The sequence below is a fragment of the Streptomyces sp. NBC_01439 genome, assembly GCF_036227605.1.
Taxonomy (GTDB): Bacteria; Actinomycetota; Actinomycetes; order Streptomycetales; family Streptomycetaceae; genus Streptomyces.
This window is the reverse complement of the sequence record NZ_CP109487.1, coordinates 2918916-2944666: the sequence shown is the minus strand read 5'-3', so window position 1 is coordinate 2944666 and position 25751 is coordinate 2918916. Positions and strand designations below refer to the sequence as shown.

The window sequence follows — 25751 nt, the reverse complement described above, 5'->3', positions numbered from 1 at the left end:
CAATTCTCGCGTGGCTTCTGAGCATGCGGCAACGAGCAATTGACGCCGCCGACCGGAATTCGCCGGTATGCCGTTCATATCCTTGCCCCGCCACGCCGAAGATGACGCATTCGACTAGCCCTGAAGCGCCAGCACCAGCGGGAACACCTCCTTCGCGCCTGCCCGCCGCAACAGCCGGGCAGCCACCGCGATGGTCCACCCGCTCTCCGTGCGGTCGTCGACGAGCAGCACCGGGCCCGCGGACTGCGCCAGCGCATCGGCCAGCGCCGGAGGCACGGTGAGGGCTTGGTGGAGCCCCCGCACCCGCTGCGCGCTGTTCGAGGACACCGACCCGAACTCCGGAGCCTGTTCCGTGTGGGCGAGCGCGCCGAGCAGCGGCATCCGCCCGATCTCCGCGATCCGCGCGGCCAGCGAACCGATCAGCTGGGGGTGGCTGCGCGAAGGCAGCGCGACCACGCCCACCGGCCGGGCCGGTGCGTCCGGCGCTCCCGAGGCCCAGCCGCCGGGGCCCCGGGCCCAGTCGGCGAGCACTGCGACCACGGCCTGCGCCACATCGTCCGGAACCGGCTGGTCGGGAGCCTGCGGGGCCAGCATCGGGCGCAGGCGGTTGCCCCATCCGATGTCGGACAGCCGGCCCAGCGCCCGGCCCGTCGAGGCCTGCTCCCCGACGGGGATGCGCCCCTTGAGGTCGACGCCGACCGCCGCGAGCCCGGTCGGCCACATCTTGCGCGGCTCCAGTTCCACGCCCGGGCGGCCGAGTTCACCGCGCGCGGTGTCCAGCGCGGTGGTGGACACCTCCGCGGTGAACCGGGCTCCGGCGCAGTTGTCACAGCGGCCGCAGGGCGCTGCCTCCTCGTCGTCGAGCTGGCGGCGCAGGAACTCCATCCGACATTCGGTGGCCGCGGCGTAGTCGCGCATGGCCTGCTGTTCCGTGGCTCGCTGGCGGGCGACCCACGCGTAGCGCTCGGCGTCGTAGGCCCAGGGCTCGCCCGTCGAGGTCCAGCCGCCCTTGACGCGGTGCACGGCGCCGTCGACGTCGAGCACCTTGAGCATGGTCTCCAGCCGGGTGCGGCGCAGATCGACCAGCGGCTCCATGGCGGGCAGCGACAGCGGCCGGCCGGCCTGGGCCAGGACGTCGAGCGTGCGGCGCACCTGCTCCTCGGGCGGGAAGGCCACCGAGGCGAAGTACTGCCAGATCGCCTCGTCCTCCCGGCCGGGGAGCAGCAGGACCTCCGCGTGCTCCACGCCACGGCCCGCGCGGCCCACCTGCTGGTAGTAGGCGATGGGGGAGGAGGGCGAGCCGAGGTGCACCACGAAGCCCAGGTCGGGCTTGTCGAAGCCCATCCCGAGGGCGGAGGTGGCCACGAGTGCCTTGACCCGGTTCGTCTGGAGGTCGTCCTCGGCCTGCTGACGATCGGCGTTCTCCGTTTTGCCGGTGTACGAGGCCACGGTGTGCCCCCGGTGGCGCAGGTAGGCGGTGACCTCCTCGGCGGCCGCCACGGTCAGCGTGTAGATGATCCCGGAGCCGGGCAGGTCCCCGAGGTGGTCGGCGAGCCAGGCCAGCCGGTGTGCCGCGTCGGGCAGGGTCAGTACGGCCAGGCTCAGGCTCTCGCGGTCCAGAGGGCCGCGCAGCACCAGAGCGTCCGTACCGGCCCCGGTGCCGAGCTGTTCTGCGACGTCGGCGGTCACGCGGGCATTGGCCGTGGCGGTCGTGGCGAGCACCGGGACACCCGGCGGCAGGTCGGCCAGCATGGTGCGCAGCCGGCGGTAATCGGGGCGGAAGTCGTGGCCCCAGTCGGAGATGCAGTGCGCCTCGTCGACCACGAGCAGCCCGGTGGCGGCGGAGAGCTTGGGGAGGACCTGGTCGCGGAAATCGGGGTTGTTGAGCCGCTCGGGACTCACCAGCAGGACGTCGACCTCACCCGCCGCCACTTCGGCTTGGATGCCCTCCCACTCCTCGGGGTTGGCGGAGTTGATGGTGCGGGCGCGGATCCCGGCCCGGGCCGCGGCCTCGACCTGATTGCGCATCAACGCGAGGAGCGGGGAGACGATCACGGTGGGGCCGGCGCCGTTCGCCCGCAGCAGTGAGGTGGCGACGAAGTAGACCGCGGACTTCCCCCAGCCGGTGCGCTGTACCACCAGCGCCCGCCGCTTGTGCGCGACGAGGGCCTCGATCGCCCGCCACTGGTCCTCGCGCAGCCTGGCGGCGCCCGTGGGGTCGCCCACGAGACGGGCTAGTACGGAGTCGGCCGAGGACCTCAGGTCTGCGTTCATACCCCCCATGCAACCCGATGCCTCCGACATCGCGCCAATGCTGCTCCGGGCCTGTGGACGGCGGCGGTGGGAGTTATCCACAGGGCTTTCGGGATCGGATCGGGCGCGGGACCTTCGTGGCATGACGAACAACCACGAATCGCGCACCCCGTCCGACCGGCCCTCCACCAGCCCGGCCGGAGCCACCACCGGACCCCAGATCACCCTGCGCGGCCCGGCCGAACTGGCCGACGCGCTGCCCTACATGCTCGGCTTCCACCCGACCGACTCCCTCGTCATGGTCGCCGTGCACGGCGAGGGCGGGCGCTTCGGCGGCCGGCTCCGCGTCGGTATCCCCAGCTCGTCCGCAGAATGGGAGGACACCGCCCGGCAGGTCGCCGAATGCCTCATCACGGGAAGCGAACGGCGCGGCGGCAAGCCCGACGGCATCGTCGTGTACCTGTGCCAGGAGCCGGGCGAGGAGGAAGACGGTCGGCGGGTGATGACCAGGCTGCGGCCGCTCGCCCAGCGGATCCGGTTGGCCTGCGGCGCACTGGACGTGCCCGTGCTGGAGGCCCTGTGCCTGTCCGCAGGACGGTTCTGGTCCTACGTATGCCCCGACGAGCGGTGCTGTCCGGCCGGGGGCAGCCGGCTGGCCGCGGTCGGTACCTCGGTGCTGGCGGCGACGGCCACCTTCGCCGGACTCCAGGTCCGGGGCTCCCTCAAGGAGATCGAGGGCAGGATGGCACCGCTGCGCGGGGCCGTGGCCGAGGAGGCGGAACGGGCCCTCGACCGGGCCGCGGCGGCCCTGATGCCCAGGATCCTCGACGGGGCCACCCGCGAGGAGGTCGGCGCCGAGACCATCGCCCTGGCACGGACCCTGATGCGGCGCCTGACGCTGGCACCGCCCGTAGAGGGCGGGGCCCATGCGGACGACTGGGACGATGCGCTGCTCGGCCACGACGAGGCCGCCTCACTGATCCTCGGCCTCCAGGACCGCGAGATCCGGGACATCGCGGCCGAATGGATGGAGGACGAGGACGCGGCCCCGGCCCTGCGGCTGTGGCGGGCCCTGGCCCGGCGCTGCATCGGGGCCTACGGGGAGCACGCCGCGGCCCCGCTCACCCTCGCCGGCTGGGTCTCGTGGTCGACGGGGGACGAGCCGACCGCCCGGATCGCCTTCGGCCTGGCCCTGCGGGCGGATGCGGAGTACCGCTTCGCCCAGCTGCTCCACCATGCGTGCAACGAAGGGATCGACCCCGAGGGGCTGCGGCAGTGCCTGCGGGAGGAGCGGCGCCGCCGGGAGCCTCGGCGGCGCTCCTCGGCCGGTACCCGTCCTCCCGGCCGACGGGGCCGCACGACCCCCCGCCGGGGGTCCCGCCGCACCGCGGGGAGCGGACAGTGAGCGCGCACCGGTTCACGTCGTCCGGCGGTCCGGTGCAATCGCTTCGGTACGCGCTGGGCCCGCCCCGGCGGCGGGGGCTTCGCTTCGGGTACGCCCGGACGGGGCCCGGGCCCGTGACCCGGGCGGGGGTGGGGGCGTTCAGTTGGGGGGTGGTGCGGCCCCGGCCGCGCCGCCGCCCAGCTGAACCGACCGGAGCGCAGACAAGGCGACACATGTCCCTCCCCGCACCTCCCCGTCCACCCGGCGCGCCCGCCGCCCGTAGGTCCGAACTGCCGCCCGTGCACGGCGCCGTCATCTGCGTTGCCGCGCCCTGTCTGGTCATCTCTCCGGAGCACGGACAGCTGACCGGGCACGGGATCGACGGGATCTACCGGTCCGGGCGCCGCCTGCTCTCCCGCTGCGTACTGCGTCTCGGCGGCCGGGATCCGGTCGCCGTGCAGGGGCGAAGCCTCGCCGCCGACCGGGCCGTCTTCACCGCTACCGTGCGCACCGGCGCAGAGCCCGGCCCCGACCCCGACATCGGTGTCGAAAGGGTCCGGCACGCGGACGGCACCGAGCGGATCACCCTGCGCAGCTTCGCGGCCAGGCCGGTACGCCTGCCCGTGGAGGTGCTGCTCGGCACCGACCTCGCCGAGCTGGCCGCCGTGGCCGCCGGGCGGGCCGGGCCCGAGCTGCCCGCCGGGGTGCACGCCGCCGGGCTGCGCTGGAGCACCGGCGAGGCGCAGGCCGTGACCGCAGCCGACCCGCCGCCGGACGATGCGCTGGCTTCGGCGGGGCTGTTGCGCTGGCAGCTCGAACTGGCTCCCGGCGAATCCCGCACCATCGAACTGCGGACCACCCCGCACCGGGTGGGGCGGGCCCCCGCCGGGCAGGTGGCCAACCCGCTGGCTGCCGCCCGGGCCGAAGGGGACGATCCGAGGGCCGAGGCATGGTTTCGGACCAGCGTCCAGGACCTGGGCGCGCTGCTCCTGCGCGACTCAGAGGAGCCGGGCGACGCCTTCGCCGCGGCGGGAGCGCCCTGGCGGCTGGGTCTGGCCCCGGCGGAATCGCTCTGGGCCGCCCGGATGGCGCTGCCGCTCGGAACCGGTCTCGCCGCGGCCACCCTGCGCATTCTTGCCCGGACCCAGACCGAAGGGGGCGGACCCGACCTCGGGAAGATCCCGGGCCCGCTACGCGGAGCGGGAGCGCAGCTTCCACCGGGGTGCACCGGCACCGAGGCGACCCTGGCCTTCCCCGCGGTGCTGGCCGAGGCCCGGCTGTGGGGCATGCCCGAAGAGGAAGTGGCCCGGCTGCTTCCGGCCGCCGAGCGGTGCCTGCACTGGCTGCGCAGCGCGCTGGGGGAGGACGGTTTCCTGGCCGATCCCGACCCGGGTCCGCGTCGCTGCGAGACCCAGGCCCACGCCCATCGGGCCGCCGTGCTCGGCGCCGATCTGCTCGCCGCCTATGGACGGCCCGGAGCCGAGGAGTGGCAGGAGCGGGCGGTCGCGCTGCAGGAGCGGTTCCGGGCCGGGTTCTGGATCGACGGTCCGGACGGCGGCCGGCCCGCTTCGGCCCTCCACCCCGACGGGAGGCCGCTCCCACGGCTGACGGGAGCCGCCGCCCACCTGCTCGACACCGGACTGCTCAGCGGCGGCCGGCTTGCCCCGGGACTCCTGGACCGCACCCGCGCCGAGCAGCTGGCCCGGCTACTCGGAGCCCCCGCCATGGATTCCGGATGGGGGCTGCGGAGCATGGCCGTCAAGGAGCCGGGACACAACCCGTTCGGCCACCGCTCGGGCGCCGTGCGGGCGTACGAGAGCGCGGTGGCCGTGGCGGGCCTGGCCCAGGCCGGCTTCGAGAAGGAGGCCACCGGCCTGCTCGGCGGCCTGCTGGACGCGGCCGAGGCCTTCGGGTACCGGCTGCCGGAGATGTTCGCGGCCGAGCAGCGGACCGCGGGCAGCGCCCCGGTGCCGCACCCGGCGGCCTGCCGCCCAGCCGCAGTGGCCGCGGCGGCCGGGATCCACGCGCTGACCGCCCTCGCCGGGATCCGCCCCGACGCCCCCGCCGGCACGGTCGCCCTCGCGCCGCTCCCCGGAGCCCCCCTGGGCGGGCTCAGACTCTCGGGCCTACGGGTGGCGGGGGAGCCCTTCGCCGTCCGGATCAGCCGGCTCGGCCTCGGCATGGTGGAGGAGGCGGCCGATGTGCTCCAGTTGGGCGGTTGAGCACGCTCACCCCGTTCAGGCCGGATCCTCCGATCGATCGGAAGCCCCCCGCCGTCGGGGTACTGCCTTCAAGGTCACCAAAGCGCTGTTTATCGTCAGGCAGACGACTATGATCGCGGCATGTCGCCCTACGACCCGTCGGCCTATCCGCCCTTCGCCGTCACCGTCGACCTGGTCGTGCTCACCGTGCGGCGCCACGCGCTCTGCGCGCTGGTCGTCCGGAGAGGTGAGCAGCCGTTCCAGGGGAGCTGGGCGCTGCCCGGAGGCTTCGTCCGCGGGGACGAGGACCTGGCGGGGGCCGCCGCCAGGGAGCTCTCCGAAGAGACCGGCCTGTGCGCGCACGACCCCGCCCTGCCCGGCGCGGGCAACGGGGCGCACCTCGAACAGCTGGCCACCTACGGCGATCCGAAACGGGATCCGCGGATGCGTGTCGTCAGTGTGGCGCACCTGGTGCTGGCTCCGGACCTGCCTGCGCCCCGAGCCGGGGGCGACGCCAACAGCGCGCGCTGGGCCCCGGTCGACGAGGTGCTGGCCGACACCGACGAGGCCTCCACGGGGCTCGCCTTCGACCACGCCCGGATCCTCGCCGACGGTGTCGAGCGGGCCCGCTCGAAGATTGAGTACTCCTCGTTGGCCACTGCCTTCTGCCCGCCGGAGTTCACCGTCGGCGAGCTGCGCCGGGTCTACGAGGCGGTCTGGGGCGTGTCCCTCGACCCGCGCAACTTCCACCGCAAGGTCACCGGCACTCCCGGATTCCTGGTCCCGGCCGGAGGTACGACGACCCGTCAGGGCGGGCGTCCGGCGCAGTTGTTCCGGGCGGGCGGGGCCACCCTCCTCAACCCGCCGATGCTGCGTCCGGAAGTCTGACACCGCGGCGCACGAGGTATCGCCGGCAGAGGTGGGAACGTCGTGCGCGATCCCGGTACCGGATCTGATCCCAAGATCCGGGCCGGTACCGGGTCCGGACCCGCCGTCCGTGCGGGGCCCGGCGGCAGTATCGGCATTCCATCGGACCGGTTGCGCTGAATATCGGACATATCGCGTTATCTTGCTTGCGGTACCCACCCTGCCGCTGAGCGGTCTCACCCCCCGCGAGAGAAGCGATGCTCCAGGCCATCGGACTCACCAGCAAGCCCCGCCCCGACGCCCCGCCCCTCGTGGACGACCTCACCTTCGAGGCCCGCCCGGGGCACGTGACCGCCCTGCTCGGCGAGCCGGGATCGGGCAAGACCACCGCACTGCGGCTCATGCTCGAACTCGAACCGGGCCGCGGCGTCACCTACTTCCGCGGCCGTGCGCTGCACCGGATCCCGCACCCCGGCCGCGAGGTCGGAGTGCTCCTCGGAGACGTTCCCGGCAACCCGGCCCGGACCGTCCGCAATCAGCTGCGGATGCTCTGTGCCGCGGCCGGGGTGCCGGCTTCCCGGGCCGACACCATGTTGGAGGTCGTCGGCATCGCGGGACTGCGGGACCAACGGCTCGGCTCGCTGTCGCTCGGCATGGAGCGCCGGGTCGCACTGGCCTCGGCGCTGCTCGCCGATCCGTGCACCCTGCTGCTCGACGAGCCGGGTGCCGGACTCTCCCCCCGCGAACGCGGCTGGCTGCACGGTCTGCTGCGCGGCCACGCCTCCCTCGGTGGCGCGGTGCTCTTCACCACCGACGACGCCAAGGAGGCTGCCCGTAGCGCCGACCGCGTCGTCAGCATCGAGGCGGGCCGGCTCGTCGCCGACCAGGACGCGGCCGATTTCGCCCGGACCAGGTTGCGACCGAGGGTCGCCGTGCGCACCCCGCACGCGGCCCGGCTGGCCGACGTACTGGGCCGGGAGGCCAGGGCCGCCCGACGCACGGTGGAGATCGTCGCCGAGAGCGGCAGCCGCCTGTCGGTGTACGGCAGCAACTGCGCCGAGGTCGGCGAGGCGGCGTTCCGGCACGGCGTGCTGGTCCACCAGCTCGCCGACGAGACGGGTGACGCCGGTGCGCCGACGGCGCCCGTTCCGGCCGCGCGCACCGAGGCCGGAACGTCACCGGAGCCTGACGCGGACCGCACCCGGGCCGTCGCCGAGGCATCCGCCGAACACCCCCGGCAGATCCGTTCCGGGCGTCCGGCCTCGGCCGTGCGCCGGGTGGGCGGCCCGCTGCGGCCCCTGCGCTACGAGTTGCTCCGGGTCTTCGGGACCGCCACCCCCGTCCTCACCGCCGCCCTCGTCGTCGCCGTCTCCGTCCTCACCGCCCTCGTACTGGCCCGCACCGGGCAGACCCCGCAGAACCGGCTGCTCGCCGCCTGGCCCGAGCTACTGCCGCTACCGCCCGCCGCCCTGGGCGCGGGGCTGCTCGGCGCCCTGGCCTTCGGCGAGGAGTACCGCTACCCCGCACTCGCCGCCGACCGGGGCACCGTGCCCCGCCGGATGGGACTGCTCACCGCCAAGCTGGGCACCAGCGCTGCCCTCGCGCTGCTGCTGGGCGCCCTGGCGGTGGCCGCCGACGCCGCCGCCCTCGCCCTGGTCTTCGACAGCGGTCCGCTGCGCACCCCGGTGGAGTGGCTCTCCCCGGCCGTGAGTTGGGCCGGACTGCTCGTCGGCTGCTCCTGGGCCGGGGTACTGGCCTCAGGTGTCTTCCGGTCCGCGACCGCGGGAGTGGCCGCGGTGCTCGCCGTGCCGGTCATGGTGGTTCCGCTGGTGCGCAAGGCGCTGGAGGGCTCGTCCGCGTACCCGTCGACCGGGCTCGGGTCCCGCCTGCGCGGCCTGACCTGGGGGCAGTGGCCGCCGGAGGTCGACCGCCTGCTGGCGGGGGCCCTCCGAGTGATGGCCCAACCCGTCGGGACCGCACTGGTGTTGTCGCTGATGGTCCTGTTGTGCGCCTATGGGTTCACCGGACTGCGCAGCCGGGTCCGTTGGTGATCGTTCCGGTTCGGGAGGAGTCGAGGACGGGACCGTTGCGGTCCGTGTCACGTCAAGCGGACCGCAACTCCCCGCAAAACGTCCGGTTCTTTACGATAAGTCGTCAATTGCGTAGGTGGCACCGATCACCCTTTCGTGTGCTTTTCACCAAAGACCTCAAGGGTCATGGAGGCACGGCCGACAAAGGATTCGTGAGTACCCTTGCGCACACCATGATGACCGCCGCCCGCCACGCCGACTCCGGCCTCGCCGGCCCGGGCGAACTCGACCGCTACCCCTACGCGGAGACCCCCGGGTCCGACCGCGCCGGAGTGCCCCACTGGGACGGTGCCGACGTCGAGTTGAGCCGCGTGGGCCGCCGAGCGGCAGGCAGCCGTGGACGCGGACTGCACGGCCAACTCGTCCAGCAGCTCGGCCAGATGATCGTTTCCGGCGACCTCGGTGCGGACCGCCCGCTGGTCCCCGAAGAGATTGGCCAGCGCTTCGAGGTCTCCCGCACGGTCGTCCGCGAATCGTTGCGGGTCCTGGAGGCCAAGGGCCTCGTCAGCGCCCGCCCCAACGTCGGCACCCGGGTCCGCCCCGTCGCCGACTGGAACCTGCTCGACCCCGACATCATCGAATGGCGCGCCTTCGGTCCCCAGCGTGACGACCAGCGCCGCGAGCTCGGTGAGCTCCGCTGGACCATCGAGCCGCTCGCCGCCCGCCTCGCCGCGGGCCACGGCCGTCCGGACATCCAGCAGCGCCTCTCGGACATGGTCGAGATCATGGGGCACGCCCTCGGCCAGGGCGACGCGATCACCTTCGCGCGCGCCGACAACGAATTCCATGCGCTCCTCATCCAGGTCGCCGGGAACCGCATGCTGGAGCACCTCTCCGGCATCGTCACCGCCGCCCTCCAGGTCTCCGGCAGCCCGATCACCGCCTGCGACCGTCCGAGCGAGACCTGCGTCGCGCACCACGCGCGGATGGTCGAGGCCCTCGCCGCGGGTGACGCGACGGGCGCCGAGAACGCCATGCGCCAGCTCCTGACGGTTCATCCGGAGGTCGAGCGCGTGGTCCCCGCCCCGCGCGAGCACTGACGGGCGGACGCGCGGGGGCGAGGGGGTGCAGAACGTGTCGCCGGGCCCGGTCGGGTCCGGCGACACCGGTGTGAGGCCCCATTCGTGGCGGTTCGGTAAGCGTCGAGCACCGGGTACGACCACAGGAGCGGCACTCGTGCGTACGGGGTGTGACTCGGGCCACGAATAATTGGGCGTAACGCTCTGCGAGGTCACGCGATGACGTAAGAGGTGATGGCCGACGGAGGGAAGACAGCAGCCCTTGGGGGTGCTGTGCAGCTCCCCGGCCCCTGCCCGCGCCGCCGGCCCATCCCCGGTCGGTGGTCGTCGGCTCCGGTCCAGCACCACCAGGCCCGGGGTCGGAAGCCGTTCCCATCGTTCCGAGAGGTTGTTCGTGTCGGCCAGCACATCCCGTACGCTCCCGCCGGAGATCGCCGATTCCGAGTCTGTGATGGCGCTCATCGAGCGGGGCAAGGCCGAGGGGCAGATCGCCGGCGATGACGTGCGTCGGGCCTTCGAGGCTGACCAGATTCCTGCGACCCAGTGGAAGAATGTTCTGCGCAGCCTCAACCAGATCCTCGAGGAAGAGGGTGTGACGCTGATGGTCAGTGCCGCGGAGTCGCCCAAGCGCACCACCCGCAAGAGCGTCGCGGCCAAGAGCCCCGCCAAGCGGACGGCCACCGAGACCGTCAAGAAGACGGTGGCCAGGACGACGGCAGCGCAGCCCGCGGCCACTGCGGTTCCGGCAGCCGGGGCGGCGGACCCGGAGATCGTGGACGCGCTCGCGGGAGAGCCCGGGACGGAGCCCGCCGCCAAGAAGACGGCGGCGAAGAAGACGGCGGCCAAGAAGGCCGCGCCCGCCAAGAAGACCGCTGCCAAGAAGACGGCGGCGAAGAAGACCGCCTCCAAGAAGGACGCGGACGAGGCGGGCGAGGACGAGACCGCGGACGAGGGTCCCGACGCCGTCAAGGCCGAGGCCGAGGAAGAGGAGGAGGGCGGGGAGAACAAGGGCTTCGTCATCTCCGACGACGAGGACGACGCCCCCGCCCAGCAGGTGGTGGTCGCCGGTGCCACCGCCGACCCGGTCAAGGACTACCTCAAGCAGATCGGCAAGGTCCCCCTCCTCAACGCCGAGCAGGAGGTGGAGCTCGCCAAGCGCATCGAGGCGGGTCTGTTCGCCGAGGACAAGCTGGCGAACTCCGACAAGCTGGCGCCCAAGCTCAAGCGCGAGCTGGAGATCATTGCCGAGGACGGCCGTCGTGCGAAGAACCACCTGCTGGAGGCCAATCTCCGCCTCGTGGTCTCCCTCGCCAAGCGCTACACGGGCCGCGGCATGCTCTTCCTGGACCTGATCCAGGAGGGCAACCTGGGTCTGATCCGCGCGGTCGAGAAGTTCGACTACACCAAGGGCTACAAGTTCTCGACCTATGCCACGTGGTGGATCCGGCAGGCGATCACGCGCGCCATGGCCGACCAGGCGCGCACCATCCGCATCCCGGTGCACATGGTCGAGGTCATCAACAAGCTGGCGCGCGTGCAGCGCCAGATGCTCCAGGACCTGGGCCGCGAGCCCACCCCGGAGGAGCTGGCCAAGGAACTCGACATGACTCCCGAGAAGGTCATCGAGGTCCAGAAGTACGGCCGCGAGCCGATCTCCCTGCACACGCCGCTCGGCGAGGACGGCGACAGCGAGTTCGGTGACCTCATCGAGGACTCCGAGGCGGTCGTCCCGGCCGATGCGGTGAGCTTCACGCTGCTGCAGGAGCAGCTGCACTCGGTGCTCGACACCCTGAGCGAGCGCGAGGCCGGCGTCGTCTCGATGCGCTTCGGCCTCACGGACGGCCAGCCCAAGACCCTCGACGAGATCGGCAAGGTCTACGGGGTCACGCGTGAGCGCATCCGCCAGATCGAGTCGAAGACGATGTCGAAGCTCCGGCACCCGTCCCGCTCCCAGGTGCTGCGCGACTACCTGGACTGAGCGGGCGGCTTTCGACGGCGCCGGGCGCCGTCGAAAGCCGCGGGGGACGACAGCGCGACGTGGCCGCGCGGGTGCGCTCGGCCACCGGGCGACCCACTCTGGGTGGAGTCATGCACACTCGGAGTCAGGAGGCCTCATGCGTCGTCCCTTTGCCCGTGCTCTGGCGGGAGCGCTGACCCTGGCGGCGGGAGCGGCCGCGGCGCCGTTCGCCCAGGTGCCACAGGCGGCCGCGGACAGCGTGGTGATCGGCGGGAAGCCGGTGAAGGTCGCCGACAGCCCCTGGGTCGTCGCCCTCGCCAGCCGTGACCGGTTCGGGGGTACGCGGGGCGGGCAGTTCTGCGGAGGCGTGGTCGTGTCCCCGACCCGGGTGCTGACGGCTGCGCACTGCCTGGGCAGCCAGGTGCTCGGAGGCCCGGTCGAATCCGTGGCCGACTTTCGGGTGATCGCGGGGCGTACGGAGCTCCGGGCGGCCGACGGCCGGGAGATCGCGGTGCGCGGGGCGAGGGTGAACCCGGCCTATGACCCGGCGAGCAATGCCGGGGACCTCGCCGTTCTGGAGCTGGCCGAGTCGGTACCGGCCCACTACGTGCTGCCCATGGCGGGTACGGGGCACTCCGCCTACGCGGCGGGGACCGGGGCGGCGGTGTACGGCTGGGGCGACACGAGCGGCTTTGGTGACTATGCGTACGGGCTGCGTGCCGCGGGGGTGACGGTGTTGGCGGACGCGGTCTGCGAGCGCGCCTACCCCGGGGACGCGGACGGGCAGTACCGCGCGGAGTCCATGGTGTGCGCGGGGGACGACGGCGGCGGCAGGGACGCCTGCCAGGGGGACAGCGGCGGGCCGCTGGTGGCTCAGGGCCGGCTCATCGGGCTGGTCTCGTGGGGCCGGGGCTGCGGGCGTGCCGACAGCCCCGGTGTCTACACGCGCGTCGCCCCGTTGGTCGACTTCGTACTGGCCCCGGAGACGGGCGCGCAGCCCGGGAAGGTCCAAGGCATCGGGTGGGGCGCCCGCGGGGCCTACGGACCCCGCACAGGGGCCGTACAGGGGCACCGTACGCCCTAGCCGCGGGGTCGCGGACGTGAGGACGGGCGGCACTCCTGGGTCTCAGGAGTGCCGCCCGTCGACCGGCCTAGCCGGTCCTGGCTCGTCGGATGCGAGGTGCAGGCCTGTGTCAGCGGTCCTCGGGTTCGGCATGGGCAGCCGGAGCGGACGTGAGCCGCTCGGTCTCATCCTGTATTTCCGCGGCGATCTTCTTGAGTTCCGGCTCGAACTTGCGCCCGTGGTGGGCGCAGAAGAGCAGTTCACCGCCGCTCAGCAGGACGACGCGCAGATATGCCTGGGCGCCGCAACGGTCGCATCGGTCAGCGGCCGTCAGCGGGGTCGCGGGTGTCAGAACAGTAGTCACGTCGCCTCTTCTCTAGCTCGACGAGCTGTCGTACCAGGGTCAACATCCAACCAGGCCGAAAACGTTCCCGCTCGCGGCTTTTCCTCGAAACTTCCTTCCGAAGCTGGCCGGCTGTTGCCGGTTGGCGGCGAAGGAGCCGTATTGCGTTGCTTTACGGTTTCGCGTTGTCAGTCGTGCGCTTGTTGCAGTTCCATCCTCCCCCGGCGTGAGTGCCAGGTTGTTCATGAGGACGTGCCCGAACCCTAAATGGTTCATGCGCGGAAGGGAACGTGATGTTTCCTTCACCCGCGCGGGGGATCGAACATCCGTACGGATCTGGACTAGGCTGCGGAATGGGCGAGGGTGGCGTTGCATCGGCTCTACCTGGCCTCGGTACCCTTCGAGCGGCACCCGAGCCACCCCTGCGCCCGACCGGGCCAGAAAAGAAATTCAGCGAGGAGCGAACTGCGTGACCGCCGACACGTCCGTGCCTTCCAGCGCGCTGCTGTCCGGAGCAGACCGGGACGGTTCCAACTACACCGCGCGGCACCTGCTCGTCCTCGAAGGGCTGGAGGCCGTCCGCAAGCGCCCCGGCATGTATATCGGCTCCACCGACAGCCGGGGCCTCATGCACTGCCTGTGGGAGATCATCGACAATTCCGTCGACGAGGCCCTGGGCGGCTACTGCGACCACATCGAGGTGATCCTCCACGAGGACACCTCCGTCGAGGTCCGGGACAACGGCCGCGGCATCCCCGTGGACGTCGAGCCCAAGACCGGCCTGTCCGGCATCGAGGTCGTCATGACCAAGCTGCACGCCGGCGGCAAGTTCGGCGGTGGCTCGTACGCGGCCTCCGGCGGTCTGCACGGCGTCGGTGCCTCCGTGGTCAACGCCCTCTCCGCCCGCCTCGACGTCGAGGTCGACCGCAACAGCTCGACCCACGCCATCAGCTTCCGGCGCGGCGTCCCGGGAATGTTCACCGAGCAGGGCCCCGACAGCCCCTTCGACCCCGCCAACGGCCTCCGCAAGGTCAAGCGGGTCGCCAAGGGCAAGACCGGCACCCGGGTCCGTTACTGGGCCGACCGCCAGATCTTCCTCAAGGACGCCCGGCTCAATCTGGAGACGCTCTACCAGCGCGCCCGCCAGACCGCCTTCCTCGTCCCCGGCCTGACCCTGGTCGTCCGCGACGAGCGCGGCATCGACGGGGCCGGCAAGACCGAGGAGACCTTCCGCTTCGACGGCGGCATCAGCGAGTTCTGCGAGTACCTCGCCCAGGACAAGGCCGTCTGCGACGTACTGCGGCTGACCGGATCGGGCACCTTCAAGGAGACCGTCCCGGTCCTCGACGACCGCGGCCACATGACCCCGACCGAGGTCACCCGCGAGCTCGGCGTGGACATCGCCCTGCGCTGGGGCACGGGGTACGAGACCGGCGTCAAGTCCTTCGTGAACATCATCGCCACCCCCAAGGGCGGCACCCACGTCAGCGGCTTCGAACGCTCCGTGACCAAGACCGTCAACGAGGTGCTGCGCTCGGCCAAGCTGCTGCGCGTCGCCGAGGACGACGTGGTCAAGGACGACGCGATGGAGGGCATGACGGCCGTCGTCACCGTCCGGCTCGCCGAGCCGCAGTTCGAGGGCCAGACCAAGGAGGTGCTCGGCACCTCGGCGGCCACCCGGATCGTCGCCGCCGTGGTCGCCAAGGAGCTCAAGGCCTTCCTGACGTCCACCAAGCGCGACGACAAGCAGCAGGCCCGCGCCGTGATGGAGAAGATCGTCGCGGCGGCCCGGACCAGGATCGCGGCTCGTCAGCACAAGGAGGCGCAGCGTCGCAAGACGGCACTGGAGACCTCCTCGCTCCCCGCCAAGCTGGCCGACTGCCGCAGCGACGACGTGGACCGCAGCGAGCTCTTCATCGTCGAGGGCGACTCCGCCCTCGGTACCGCGAAGCTCGCCCGGAACTCGGAGTTCCAGGCGCTCCTGCCCATCCGCGGCAAGATCCTCAACGTTCAGAAGTCCTCGGTCTCGGACATGCTCAAGAACGCCGAGTGCGGGGCGATCATCCAGGTCATAGGAGCCGGCTCGGGCCGGACCTTCGATATCGACGCCGCCCGGTACGGCAAGATCGTGCTGCTCGTGGACGCCGATGTCGACGGCGCGCACATCCGTTGCCTGCTGCTCACGCTCTTCCAGCGGTACATGCGGCCGATGGTCGAGGCCGGCCGGGTCTTCGCGGCCGTGCCGCCGCTGCACCGGATCGAGCTGGTCCAGCCGAAGAAGGGCCAGGACAAGTACGTCTACACGTACTCGGACAACGAGCTGCGCCAGACGCTGCTGGAGTACCAGCGCAAGAACATCCGGTACAAGGACTCGATCCAGCGGTACAAGGGCCTCGGCGAGATGGACGCGGACCAGCTGGCGGAGACCACCATGGACCCCCGCCACCGCACCCTGCGCCGGATCAACATCGGCGACCTGGACTCGGCCGAGCAGGTCTTCGACCTGCTCATGGGCAACGAGGTGGCCCCGCGCAAGGAGTTCATCACGAGCTCCGCGGCCACCCTGGACCGCTCGCGCATCGACGCCTGACCCGGGTGCCGCCGGCCCCCGGCAGAGACTGACACCGAACACACCACGGCACACCGGCGCTCTTCGTTCCATCACCTGTTGGAGTGAAGAGCGCCGGTACACCCGTCCGGAAAGACCCATTCCGTACATCCTTGTGGGCACGCGGCCAATGCGGCAGCGGACAAGGAGAGTTCGGTGGACAAGCACGAAGGTCGTGATACCGGAACGATCCGGCTGGACGACCCCTGGTACGACGCGCTGGCCGTCGGGTGGGGCGAGGGTGAGGAAACGTCCCAGCCGGCCCCGGTTCCCGTGGGTGGACGCCCCGCGCCCGGAGCATCCGACATCTACCTCGAAGTGCAGCGCAGCGCCGCCTTCCAGGAGGTGCGCACCCGCTACCGCAGGTTCGTCGTCCCCGCCACCGCCGGATTCTTCCTCTGGTACGTCGCCTACGTGGTCGCCGCCACTGCCGCGCCCGGCCTGATGGCCCGGCCCGTGGTGGGCGCGGTCAACGTGGCCATGCTGGCGGGGCTCGGCCAGTTCCTCAGCACCTTCCTGCTGACCTGGGCCTATGCCCGGCACGCGCGACTGCGCAGGGACCGGGCCGCGCTCGATCTGCGCTGGACCGTCTTCGAGCAGGAGCACGGCGCCGAGCGGACCCGGGCGAGGAGGGCCGGCCGGTGACCACCGAGCACCAGACCCTCGCGCTGATCCTGTTCAGCCTCTTCATCGCGGTGACGCTCGGCATCACCACCTGGGTCAGCCGGAACCGGCACGGTTCGGCCGAGGAGTTCTACGCGGGCGGGCGATTGTTCTCCCCGATGGAGAACGGATTCGCCATCGCGGGCGACTACATGTCCGCGGCCTCGTTCCTCGGCATTTCCGGCCTGATCGCCCTCTTCGGCTACGACGGGCTGCTGTATTCGGTGGGCTTCCTCGTGGCCTGGCTCGTGGTGCTGTTCCTCGTCGCCGAACTCGTTCGCAACTGCGGGCGCTTCACCCTTGCCGACGTGGTCGCCGCCCGGATGAGCGAACGTCCGGTCCGGATCGCGGCCGGCATCTCCTCGGTCGTCGTCTCCGTCCTCTACCTCATCGCGCAGATGGTCGGCGCGGGCAGTCTGGTCGGCCTGCTGCTGGGGAACTCGAGCGCCGTAGCCCGCACCCTCACCGTGGTGGGCGTGGGCGCCCTGATGGTGGTCTACGTGTCCTTCGGCGGGATGCGGGCCACCACCTGGATCCAGATCGTCAAGGCCGTGCTGCTGATGGGCGGCGCGATCACCCTGACCGTGCTCGTGCTGCTGCGCTTCCACGGGAACTTCGACCAGTTGCTCACCAGCGCAGCCGACCGCAGCGGGCACGGACGGGCCTTCCTGGGCCCCGGCCTCAAGTACGGCGGGGACTGGACCGCCCGCATCGACTTCATGAGCCTCGGCCTCGCGCTGGTCCTCGGGACCGCCGGGCTGCCGCACATCCTGTCGCGGTTCTACACCGTGCCCACCGCGCGGTCGGCCCGCCGCTCGGTGGTGTGGGCGATCGCGCTGATCGGCGGGTTCTACCTGATGACCATCGTGCTCGGCTTCGGGGCGGCCGCGCTGGTGGGACCGGACGAGGTACGGGCCTCCAACGCCTCGGGGAACACGGCCGTTCCGCTGCTGGCGGCCTTCCTCGGCGGGGGCGCCGACTCCACCGGGGGCGCGGTGCTGTTCGCCTTCGTCGCCGCCATCGCCTTCGCCACTATCCTGGCCGTGGTCGCCGGCATCACCCTGGCCTCCTCGGCCTCCGTGGCACACGACCTGTACGCCTCCCTCAAGCGCCGGCACGCCCGGCAGCGCAGCGAGGTCGCGGTGGCCCGGGGCGCGGCCGTCGGCATCGGGGCGGTCGCGATCGCCCTCGGGCTGCTCGCCCAAGACCTCAACGTGGCGTTCCTGGTGGGGCTGGCCTTCGCGGTGGCGGCTTCGGCGAATCTGCCGGTGCTGCTGTACTCGCTCTTCTGGCGCGGCTTCACCACGCGCGGAGCCGTTTGGTCGGTGTACGGCGGTCTGATTCCGGCGGTGCTCCTGGTACTGGTCTCGCCGGTGGTGTCGGGCAGCGCCGACTCCCTCTTCCCCGGAGTGGACTTCCAGTATTTCCCGCTCCAGAACCCGGGGATCGTCTCGATCCCGCTGGGCTTCCTGGCGGGCTGGCTGGGCACCGTCACCTCGGGAGAGGAAGCGGACGAGGCGAAGCACGCGGAGACGGAGGTCCGCTCCCTGACCGGAGCCGGAGCGGTCTGAGGGGCCGAGGGGGCCGAGGGGCGGAGCGGCCGGTCGGCTGGGCGGTCGGTCGGAAGGCCGGTCGCCGTCAGGCCGGCCCCTCCGACGGGAGCCAGGCGTAGCGGTGTTCCGGACGGCCGGTCTCGCCGTAGCGCAGGGCGAGGCTGACCCGCGCGGTGCGTTCGAGGAGCTTGAGGTAGCGCTGGGCGGTCTGCCGGCTGATGCCCGCGCGGTCGGCGATCTGCTGGGTGGACAGGGGACCTTCGGCGGACCGCAGCACCTGGCGGACGAGCTCCGCGGTGGTGGCGGAATGGCCCTTGGGGAGCTCGTTCGGGGATCCCGCGGCGGCGAGGGCACCGAAGATCCGGTCCACCTCGGCCTGTTCGGCCTCACCGCCCGTCTCCAGGGTGCGGCGCAGCGCCCCGTACGCCTCCAGCCGGCTTCGCAGTCCGGCGAAGGTGAAGGGCTTGACCAGGTATTGCAGGGCGCCGAGGCGCATGGCGGCCTGCATGGTGGCGAGGTCGCGGGCAGCGGTGACCATGATCACATCGGTGCGGTGGCCGAGCTGGCGCAGCCGCCGAACGAGGTCCAGGCCGTTCTCGTCGGGGAGGTAGTGGTCCAGCAGGACCAGGTCCACCGGATGCGAGGCGAGGAACTCCAGGGCCTCGGCGGCTGAATGAGCCTGAGCCGTCACCAGGAATCCGGGAACCTTTGCCACGTACGCCGCGTTGATCCGGGCAACACGCATGTCGTCGTCGACGACCAATACGTGGATCGGGGTCTCGTTCACCGCAGGGCCTCCGGGAGTACGACGGAGAATTCCGCCCCTCCGTCCGCTGCTTCACCGACCCGCGCGCTGCCGCCCTGCCGCTCCGCGAGGCGGCGTACGAGGGCGAGGCCCAGCCCACGCTCGCGGTGGGCCTTGGGCTGCTTGGTCGACCAGCCCTCCGTGAAGATCTCCTCACGGCGCGCGGCGGGCACCCCGGGGCCGCTGTCGCACACCCGCAGCACGGCGGTACGCCCCTCCGCGCGCAACTCCACCTCGACCAGGGGCGCCGCTGAACCCGTTGCGGCATCCAGGGCGTTGTCCACGAGGTTGCCGAGGATCGTGACGAGGCCGCCCGGGTCCACCAGGCGGTCGGGGAGGAGGGTGGAGCCGGCCAGGCGCAGGGGGACGCCGCGCTCGGCGGCGACGGCCGCCTTGCCCACCAGGAGGGCGGCCAGCAGCGGGTCGTGGACCTTCTCGGCGACCTGTTCGGCCGTCGTGCGGTGCACGCCGGCGACCTCGGTCACGAACTCCACCGCCTCCTCGTGCAGGCCCAGCTCCAGGAGGCCGAGGAGGGTGTGGAGGCGGTTGGCGTGCTCGTGGTCCTGGGCGCGCAGGGCATCGATCAGGCCCCGGGTGGAGTCGAGCTCGCGGCCGAGGCGCTCCAGTTCGGTGCGGTCGCGCAGGGTGGCGACGGCGCCGCCGTCCTCGGTCGGCATGCGGTTGGCCACCAGCACCCGGGGGCCCTGGACGGTGAGCAGGTCCCGGCCGGTGACACGGCCCGACAGGACGTCCGCGGTGCGGCCCGCACCCAGTACGTCCTCCAGCGGGCGCCCCGCGCAGCCGACGGCGGCGTCCGGGGCGAGGCCCAGCAGGCGGGCGGCCTCGTCGTTGACCAGCCGGACCCTGCCGTCGGGGGCCAGGGCGATCACACCCTCGCGGATGGAGTGCAGCATGGCCTCGCGCTCGGCGAGCAGGCCGGCGATGTCGGAGAAGGCCAGATCGCGGGTCTGCCGCTGGATCCTGCGGGAGAGCAGGTAGGCGGCGAGGGCGCCCGCTGCCAGGGCCCCGCCGGCGTAGGCGAGCAGTCCGGGGATCGCGCCGAGCAACCGGTCGCGGACGCTGTCGTAGGCGATGCCGACCGAGACGGCGCCGATGATCTCGCCGTCGGCCGCGAGGAGCGGGACCTTGCCCCGGGCGGAGCGGCCCAGGGTGCCGTCGTCGATCTCCATGACCTCGCGCCCCGCCAGGGCATCGCTCGGGTCAGTGGAGACGGGGAGCCCGATCCGGTCGGCGCTCGGGTGCGAGCGGCGGATGCCGTCCAGGTCGAGCACGACCACGTACTCGGCTCCGGTGGCCCGGCGGATCCGCTCGGCCGAGGACTGTACGGGGCTGTCGGCCGAGGCCCCGGAGTCCAGGACCCCGGCGGCCAGGGCCGGGTCGGCCGCGGCGCTCTGCGCGATGGCCAGGGCGCGCCGCATGGCCTGGTCGTCGAGCTGGGCACTCAGCGGCGCCAGGAACAGTCCGGTCGCCAGAACGGCGACCCCGGCGGCGATGGCCAGCTGGGTCAGCAAGATCTGGGAGACCGCCCGTCTGGGCAGCCCGACGCGCCGAGCGCTCATGAGGGGGAACCGCATGGGCAGCAACGGTAGGTCGGCACGGGCACGAGCGGAATGCTTGCGCCCGGCTTGTCGGGTACCCCACTCCCGTCATGCCCGGACCGTGTCCCACGCCTCACTGCGGGTGAAGTAGGTGTCGTAGAGCTCTTGGACGTCCAGCAGGGACTCCGGAGGCACTTTCCCGTAGGCGATCCGTTCCAGGTGGCGGAAGTACTCGAACCGCTCGATGCCCGGCGTGATCACGATGAGGATGTCGGCGTTCTCACCGGGCGCGGCGGCGAACGCGTGATCGAGGCCGGGCGGCACGATGACGAGGTCACCGCGTTCCGCGGTCACCACCTGGTCGCCCGACAGGAGCTGCGCGGTGCCGTCGAGCAGGTAGAAGAGCTCGGCGGACCGGGAGTGGTGGTGGGGCGCAGCCCCGTTGGCGCCGTCCAGCAGGCTCACCCGCTGGGTCGACAGGGCGCCGCCCGTGGAACTGCTGTCGGCGAGGAGCTGGATGGTCGTCGGGGCAGCGCCGATCGTCTCGGCCTTGGCCGAGCGCACGATCACCGTTTCGTCGAAGGAAGGCACGATCAGGGACATGTCGTCTTCTCCTGGGAGAGGGGAGCTGGTGAGGGAGGGGGAGGAGGGAGGGCGGGTGGTCAGGTCCGGGCCGGCTCGGCGGCGGCCGGGACGGCAGGGGCCGGACGCTCGCGCAGTAGGAGGCCCGCGGTCAGGGCGACGGCGAGGGCGGTGGCGCCGTGGACCCCGTAGGCCTGAGCCGCGGGTCCACCGCCCGCGAGGACGATCACCATGTCGCCGGCGGGGACGAAGACGATCGCGGCCATGGCCCAGCCGAGCGCCCGGCGCTGCCCCGTGAGGAGGAGCGCGAGGATGACCAGGCCGGTCGCGACGTCGCGCACGCCCTTGACGGAGAGGAAGGCGGCGCCGTCGTGCTGCGGCCAGGTCGGTAGCCCGAAGTCGGCGGCGGTCGCCTGCGGTGCGAGCAGGTAGCTGAGCCCGACGTACAGGATGAACGCGCCGCCGATGGCGGCCAGGGCGGTGGTGAAGTGCTTGAGGGACATGGTTCGTCTCCGTCTCTTGGAAGTGGCGGGAGGGGCGGCGCAGGGGAGGGGGGTCAGCGCGGAGCGGCGGTGCGGCGGACGGCGCGCATCCGACGGACGTAGGCGGGACGCCCGACGGTGTGCCACAGCAGGCGCCCGGCGAGGGGCAGCGCGGCGAGCATCGCTGCACGCTCGGCCCGGTCGGCGTCCTCCAGGACCATCCCGAGGAAGAACAGCAGCTCGGGCTTGGGAGTGCTGGTCAGGAAGTGCTCGCCCAGCCGGTCCCACTCGTAGCCGGACAGGTGGCGGGCGGCGAGCGGCAGGAGCGATTCCTCCTCGTCCGCCAGGTGCTCCAGCAGCACGGTCCGGTGCTCGGAGAGGACCGACACGAGCGCGTCGCGTTCCGCCTCCCCCGCCCGGCCCTCCCAGGCCGGCAGGGCCTCCTCGGCGGTCGCGAGGCTCGCGGCCACCCGCTCGTGCTGGGCCTCCATGCGCAGGACGAGATCCGCTTCGAGGTCGACCCGGGCCATCAGCAGCGGCCACAGGTAGGCGTCCTCGCCGTGGTGGTGGCCCGTCAGACCGAGCCGGTAGTCGCGGAAGTGGTCCCCGAGGACCCGCGCCCGCGCAGTGTCGCCGGGAGCCACCGCGGCGATCAGCTCGACCAGCAGGCTCGCCTCGCGACGCAGGCCGCGGTGGATGACCACCATCTCGTGGGTGTTCGGCCGTGCCGTGCTCCGGTGCGATCGCGGTGCTCGTGTCGTTCGTGGCTGCGTCGTCTTCATGGGAAGAGACTCGGCGGCGGTACATGGAGGGTTCTTGGAAGGCACTTGGAGGGTTGCGTGACGTCATGAGGCCCGGGGCGGGCCGGAGCTGAGCGATACGGCGTACGTTGGTCGAGTCATGGTCCACATACGCGTACTCGGCTCCTTCACGGCCGAGCGGGACGGCGAGGCGATCCCGCTCGGCGGCCACCGCCAGCGCTCCGTCCTGGCCCTGCTCGTAGCGGCCCGCGGCCGGGTCGTGTCCGTCGACCGGATGATCGAGGAGCTCTGGCAGGGGGCGCCGCCCGCCCGGGCCGTTGCCTCGCTCCAGGCCTACGTCTCCAACCTGCGCCGCCTCCTCGAACCGGGCCGGGCCCCGCGCACCCCCGCCCGGCTGCTGGTGAGCGCGCCGCCCGGGTACGCGCTGCGGCTTCCCGAGGACGCCGTCGACGCCCGGCGCTTCGAACGGCTGCTCGGCCGTGCACGCGCGGCCCTGCACGCCGAGCCGGAGACCGCCGGAGCCCTGCTCCGCGAGGCGCTGGCGCTGTGGCAGGGGCCGGCGTACGCCGAGACGGCCGACGAACCGTGGACCCACGCCGAGATCCTGCGGCTCGGCGAGTTGCGGCTGGCCGCGCGCGAACTCTCCATCGCCGCCGGGTTGCGGGGCGGCGGCGATCTCGCAGGGGCGGTCGCCGAGGCCGTGTTGCTGACCCGGGACGAGCCGCTGCGGGAGGAGGCTTGGCGGCTGCACGCGCTCGCACTGTGGGCGGCGGGCCGGCAGGCCGACGCGCTCTCGGCGCTGCGCCGGGCCAGGACGGTACTCGCCGATGAGGTGGGAGTGGATCCCGGTGCCGCCCTGATCGAGCTGGAGAGGGCGGTCCTGGCCCAGGACGGCCGGGTGCTGCGCGAGGCCACGCGGCCACCGGAGCCCGTGGTGCCCGCGGTGCCTGTGGTGCCCGTGCCGTCTGAGCCAACGGCGTTGTCTGAGCCATCTGTGGCGTCGGGCCCGGCCGCCACCGGGGGCGAGCCGTTCGTCGGGCGCGAAGAGGAACTGGAGCGGCTGACGGCGGCGGCGCACCGGGCCCGCGCGGCCGGCCCCGGCGCCGCGCTGGTCACCGGCGAGGCCGGGATGGGCAAGTCTGCGCTGCTGCACGCCTTCGGCGACAGGCTCCGCACCGAGGGCTGGCTCGTCGCCTTCGGGCGCACCACCGACGCCGAGGGCGCACCACCCGCCTGGGCCTGGGTCGAAGCACTGCGCACCGTCGCGGCGGCCGTCCCGCCCGAGCCCGCGGTGGCCGCCGCGCTCTCGCCCCTCCTGGCCGAGGGCGCTCCCGGCACTGGCCGCGCGCCCGTCGGCGAGGACGTCGCCGCCGGGCGGTTCCGGCTGCACCGCGCCGTCGGCCAGTGGCTGGTGGAGGCCGCGCGCGGGCGGCCCGTCGCCGTCGTCCTGGACGACCTGCACTGGGCCGACACCGAGACGCTGGCGCTGCTGTCCGGTGCCGCCGACCTCCCCCCGGGTACCGCGCTGCTCGTCGTGGGCGCGTACCGGCCGGAGGACACGGAGGGCCGGCTCGACGACACCCTGGCCGTACTGGCACGGCGTTCACCGGCCCGGATCGCGCTGCGCGGCCTCACCGAGGAGGCCGTGGCCGAGGTGGTCCGGGGCGTGGGCGGCCCGCAGGTCGACGCGGAGGTCATGACCGCGCTGGCCGAACGCACGGGAGGGAACCCCTTCTACGTCCAGGAGAGCGCCAGGCTGCTGGCCGGCGAGGGCTCGCTCGTGGCGCTGTCCGAGGTGCCCGAGGGCGTACGGGACGTGCTGCGCCGGCGGCTCGGACGCCTCCCCGAGGCGGTGGTGGCCGTACTGCGCCTGGCCGCGGTGGCCGGACGGGAGTCCGACGTCGAGGTCCTGGTCGGGGCGGCGGACACCGGCGAGGACGGCGTGCTGGCCGCGTTGGAGGCCGGTCTGCTCGCCGGACTGCTGGCCGAACCCGAGCCGGGGCGGGTCCGGTTCGCCCACGCGCTGGTACGCGACACCCTCCTGGCGGACCTCAGTCGGCTGCGCTCCTCGCGGATGCACGGCAGGATCGCGACCTGCCTGGAGCGGCTCGCCCCGGACGACGTCTCCGCGCTGGCCCACCACTTCGTGCGCGCGGCCTCCTCGGCGACGGCGGCGAAGGCGGTCGAGTACGGCCTGCGGGCCGCCTGGCTCGCAGAGAGCCGGTTCGCCCATGACGTGGCCGCCGTGCTGCTCGCCGAGGCGGTGGAGTGCTTCGAGCGGGTCCCCGTGGGGTCCGGAGGCGACCGGGACGCCGAGCGCGCCGAGCTGCTCGGCCAGCTGGTACGGGCCCAGGTACGGGCCGGGGCGATCATGGCGGCCCGCACGACCCGGCGTACCGCGATCGACCGTGCGGTCGGCGCCGGCCGGGACGACCTGCTGGTCGCGGCGTTCACGGCGTGGACCGAACCGACCCCGTGGCAGACCCGGCCCTACGGCGTGGTCGACGGACCGGTGGTGGAGCTGCTGGAGCGCCTACTGGCGCGGCCCGGTCACGGCCCCGCCGTACACTGCCGGCTACTGGGCGCGTACGCCGCCGAGCTGTCCGACGCCAAGGTGGCGGGCGTACGGGCGGCGGCGCGCGAGGCGCTCGCCCTCGCGGAGGGTACCGGGGACCCCGTGCTGCGTGCGGGGGCGCTCGCGGCGCTGGTCAAGGAACTCGACGCCGACCTGGAATGGCCCGAACGCGCCGCGCTGGGAGGCGAACTCGAACGGCTCGGCGCCGCGCACGAGCTGCCGGGCCACCAGTGGTACGGGATGTTCGTCCGCTCCGCGGCGCTGGCCGCCGAGGGCGATGTGGCCGGTGCACGTCGGCTCGTGGAGCGCTGGATACGTCTCGCACGGACCTACCGGATGCCCGGACCGGTCGCCGTCGGCGAGGCGGTCGAGGCGACCTGGGCCCATGTCGAGGGGCGGTTCGAGGAGGCGGAGCACCTCTACCGGCAGGCGGCCGCGCGGATGGCCCGGCAGGGATCCCCGCACGCGGAGGGGATCCTGGCGGTCGCGATGGCGACGCTGTGGGTGAGCCAGGGGCGGCTCGCGCAGTCGCTGCCGCGGCTGCGGCAGGTGTACGCGGCCTTCGGTCCGCAGGCCGGGGACCTGCTCGCGGTCGCGCTGGCCGCCGCGGGCGAGGAGCGGGAGGCCCGCGAGGTACTCGACCGGGCGGGACCGCTCCGGACGGACTACTTCTTCAAGGTCTTCGCGACCTTCCGGGCGATGACCATGGTCATGCTCGGGGAGCGGGCGGGCGCCGAGGAGTTGTACGCGGCCCTGCTGCCGTACCGTGACGCCCCGCCGCCCTCCTCCGGGTTCACCGTGGCGGTCCGCCCGGTCGCCCGCACCCTGGGCGAACTGGCCGTGCTGTTGGGCCGCGAGGACGAGGCCGCGGGCCACTTCGCGCGCGCGGCGGCCATCGCCGAGCGGTGGCACAGCCCGTGGGGAGCCGCCTGACGTCCGGGGCCGCCTGACGTCCGGCGCCCGAGCCCGCGTGGAGGGGAGCACGG

The 25751-nt window shown here is 72.8% G+C and carries 18 protein-coding genes; 11 read left to right on the top strand and 7 right to left on the bottom strand.

Annotation, left to right across the window (positions count from 1 at the left end):
• Nucleotides 1–114: 114 nt before the first annotated feature.
• Nucleotides 115–2274: a RecQ family ATP-dependent DNA helicase gene (locus OG207_RS12595; RefSeq protein WP_329098642.1), complete on the bottom strand. Its 2160-nt coding sequence runs from the start codon at nucleotides 2272–2274 to the stop codon at nucleotides 115–117.
• A 121-nt stretch (nucleotides 2275–2395) separates the two neighbouring features.
• On the opposite strand from OG207_RS12595, the gene OG207_RS12590 reads away from it, so the two are divergent.
• The 7 genes from OG207_RS12590 (at nucleotide 2396) to OG207_RS12560 (ending at nucleotide 12855) form a co-directional block, all read left to right on the top strand.
• Entirely contained in the window at nucleotides 2396–3658 is a 1263-nt protein-coding gene (locus OG207_RS12590) for a DUF4192 domain-containing protein (protein WP_329098641.1), read from the top strand.
• 212 nt (nucleotides 3659–3870) lie between these two features.
• Complete coding sequence (locus OG207_RS12585; protein ID WP_329098640.1) at nucleotides 3871–5859, top strand: glycogen debranching N-terminal domain-containing protein; 1989 nt, start codon at nucleotides 3871–3873, stop codon at nucleotides 5857–5859.
• Nucleotides 5860–5979: 120 nt separating this feature from the next.
• The gene (locus tag OG207_RS12580; protein WP_327382894.1) at nucleotides 5980–6726 is read left to right on the top strand and encodes an NUDIX hydrolase; all 747 of its coding nucleotides are present in this window, start codon (nucleotides 5980–5982) and stop codon (nucleotides 6724–6726) included.
• Between the two features lie 236 nt (nucleotides 6727–6962).
• Complete coding sequence (locus OG207_RS12575) at nucleotides 6963–8756, top strand: ABC transporter ATP-binding protein (protein ID WP_329098639.1); 1794 nt, start codon at nucleotides 6963–6965, stop codon at nucleotides 8754–8756.
• A gap of 137 nt (nucleotides 8757–8893) precedes the next feature.
• On the top strand, nucleotides 8894–9835 hold the full coding sequence (locus OG207_RS12570) for a FadR/GntR family transcriptional regulator (protein ID WP_329098637.1): 942 nt from the start codon (nucleotides 8894–8896) through the stop codon (nucleotides 9833–9835).
• A 373-nt stretch (nucleotides 9836–10208) separates the two neighbouring features.
• Nucleotides 10209–11792: an RNA polymerase sigma factor gene (locus tag OG207_RS12565; protein ID WP_329098636.1), complete on the top strand. Its 1584-nt coding sequence runs from the start codon at nucleotides 10209–10211 to the stop codon at nucleotides 11790–11792.
• A 136-nt stretch (nucleotides 11793–11928) separates the two neighbouring features.
• Complete coding sequence (locus OG207_RS12560) at nucleotides 11929–12855, top strand: serine protease (protein WP_329098635.1); 927 nt, start codon at nucleotides 11929–11931, stop codon at nucleotides 12853–12855.
• Nucleotides 12856–12964: 109 nt separating this feature from the next.
• Here the strand turns inward: OG207_RS12560 and OG207_RS12555 are convergent, their stop codons facing one another.
• On the bottom strand, nucleotides 12965–13198 hold the full coding sequence (locus OG207_RS12555; RefSeq protein WP_030028922.1) for a DUF7455 domain-containing protein: 234 nt from the start codon (nucleotides 13196–13198) through the stop codon (nucleotides 12965–12967).
• A 448-nt stretch (nucleotides 13199–13646) separates the two neighbouring features.
• Between OG207_RS12555 and OG207_RS12550 the strand changes: the two genes are divergently transcribed.
• From OG207_RS12550 to OG207_RS12540, 3 genes are all read left to right on the top strand, one after another.
• Entirely contained in the window at nucleotides 13647–15767 is a 2121-nt protein-coding gene (locus OG207_RS12550; RefSeq protein ID WP_329098633.1) for a DNA gyrase/topoisomerase IV subunit B, read from the top strand.
• Between the two features lie 174 nt (nucleotides 15768–15941).
• Nucleotides 15942–16430 carry a DUF485 domain-containing protein gene (locus tag OG207_RS12545; RefSeq protein WP_329098631.1) on the top strand — a complete coding sequence of 163 codons (489 nt, stop codon included), beginning with the start codon at nucleotides 15942–15944 and terminating at the stop codon, nucleotides 16428–16430.
• A complete protein-coding gene (locus tag OG207_RS12540; protein WP_329098629.1) occupies nucleotides 16427–18019 on the top strand; it encodes a solute symporter family protein in 1593 nt (530 codons plus the stop codon). Before OG207_RS12545 ends, OG207_RS12540 begins: the two co-directional genes overlap by 4 nt.
• Before the next feature lie 67 nt (nucleotides 18020–18086).
• Here OG207_RS12540 and OG207_RS12535 read toward each other — a convergent pair whose 3' ends face one another.
• From OG207_RS12535 to OG207_RS12515, 5 genes are all read right to left on the bottom strand, one after another.
• Complete coding sequence (locus OG207_RS12535) at nucleotides 18087–18746, bottom strand: DUF7342 family protein (protein WP_443072861.1); 660 nt, start codon at nucleotides 18744–18746, stop codon at nucleotides 18087–18089.
• Between the two features lie 38 nt (nucleotides 18747–18784).
• Complete coding sequence (locus tag OG207_RS12530) at nucleotides 18785–20401, bottom strand: sensor histidine kinase (RefSeq protein ID WP_329098625.1); 1617 nt, start codon at nucleotides 20399–20401, stop codon at nucleotides 18785–18787.
• Nucleotides 20402–20473: 72 nt separating this feature from the next.
• Nucleotides 20474–20968: a cupin domain-containing protein gene (locus tag OG207_RS12525; protein WP_329098623.1), complete on the bottom strand. Its 495-nt coding sequence runs from the start codon at nucleotides 20966–20968 to the stop codon at nucleotides 20474–20476.
• 59 nt (nucleotides 20969–21027) lie between these two features.
• Nucleotides 21028–21450 carry a DUF4267 domain-containing protein gene (locus tag OG207_RS12520; RefSeq protein ID WP_329098622.1) on the bottom strand — a complete coding sequence of 141 codons (423 nt, stop codon included), beginning with the start codon at nucleotides 21448–21450 and terminating at the stop codon, nucleotides 21028–21030.
• A gap of 53 nt (nucleotides 21451–21503) precedes the next feature.
• A complete protein-coding gene (locus tag OG207_RS12515) occupies nucleotides 21504–22136 on the bottom strand; it encodes a hemerythrin domain-containing protein (protein ID WP_329098620.1) in 633 nt (210 codons plus the stop codon).
• A gap of 193 nt (nucleotides 22137–22329) precedes the next feature.
• Here OG207_RS12515 and OG207_RS12510 point away from each other — a divergent pair, with 193 nt between their 5' ends.
• Nucleotides 22330–25698, top strand: coding sequence for a BTAD domain-containing putative transcriptional regulator (locus tag OG207_RS12510; RefSeq protein ID WP_329098619.1), 3369 nt, complete (start codon nucleotides 22330–22332; stop codon nucleotides 25696–25698).
• Nucleotides 25699–25751: the final 53 nt, after the last annotated feature.

Coding starts and splice junctions, on each gene's coding strand:
- OG207_RS12595 (WP_329098642.1), bottom strand. CDS start 2,274: ATGAACGCAGACCTGAGGTCCTCGGCCGACTCCGTACTAGCCCGTCTC.
- OG207_RS12590 (WP_329098641.1), top strand. CDS start 2,396: ATGACGAACAACCACGAATCGCGCACCCCGTCCGACCGGCCCTCCACC.
- OG207_RS12585 (WP_329098640.1), top strand. CDS start 3,871: ATGTCCCTCCCCGCACCTCCCCGTCCACCCGGCGCGCCCGCCGCCCGT.
- OG207_RS12580 (WP_327382894.1), top strand. CDS start 5,980: ATGTCGCCCTACGACCCGTCGGCCTATCCGCCCTTCGCCGTCACCGTC.
- OG207_RS12575 (WP_329098639.1), top strand. CDS start 6,963: ATGCTCCAGGCCATCGGACTCACCAGCAAGCCCCGCCCCGACGCCCCG.
- OG207_RS12560 (WP_329098635.1), top strand. CDS start 11,929: ATGCGTCGTCCCTTTGCCCGTGCTCTGGCGGGAGCGCTGACCCTGGCG.
- OG207_RS12535 (WP_443072861.1), bottom strand. CDS start 18,746: ATGCGTGTTGCCCGGATCAACGCGGCGTACGTGGCAAAGGTTCCCGGA.
- OG207_RS12530 (WP_329098625.1), bottom strand. CDS start 20,401: ATGCGGTTCCCCCTCATGAGCGCTCGGCGCGTCGGGCTGCCCAGACGG.
- OG207_RS12525 (WP_329098623.1), bottom strand. CDS start 20,968: ATGTCCCTGATCGTGCCTTCCTTCGACGAAACGGTGATCGTGCGCTCG.
- OG207_RS12520 (WP_329098622.1), bottom strand. CDS start 21,450: ATGTCCCTCAAGCACTTCACCACCGCCCTGGCCGCCATCGGCGGCGCG.
- OG207_RS12515 (WP_329098620.1), bottom strand. CDS start 22,136: ATGGTGGTCATCCACCGCGGCCTGCGTCGCGAGGCGAGCCTGCTGGTC.
- OG207_RS12510 (WP_329098619.1), top strand. CDS start 22,330: ATGGTCCACATACGCGTACTCGGCTCCTTCACGGCCGAGCGGGACGGC.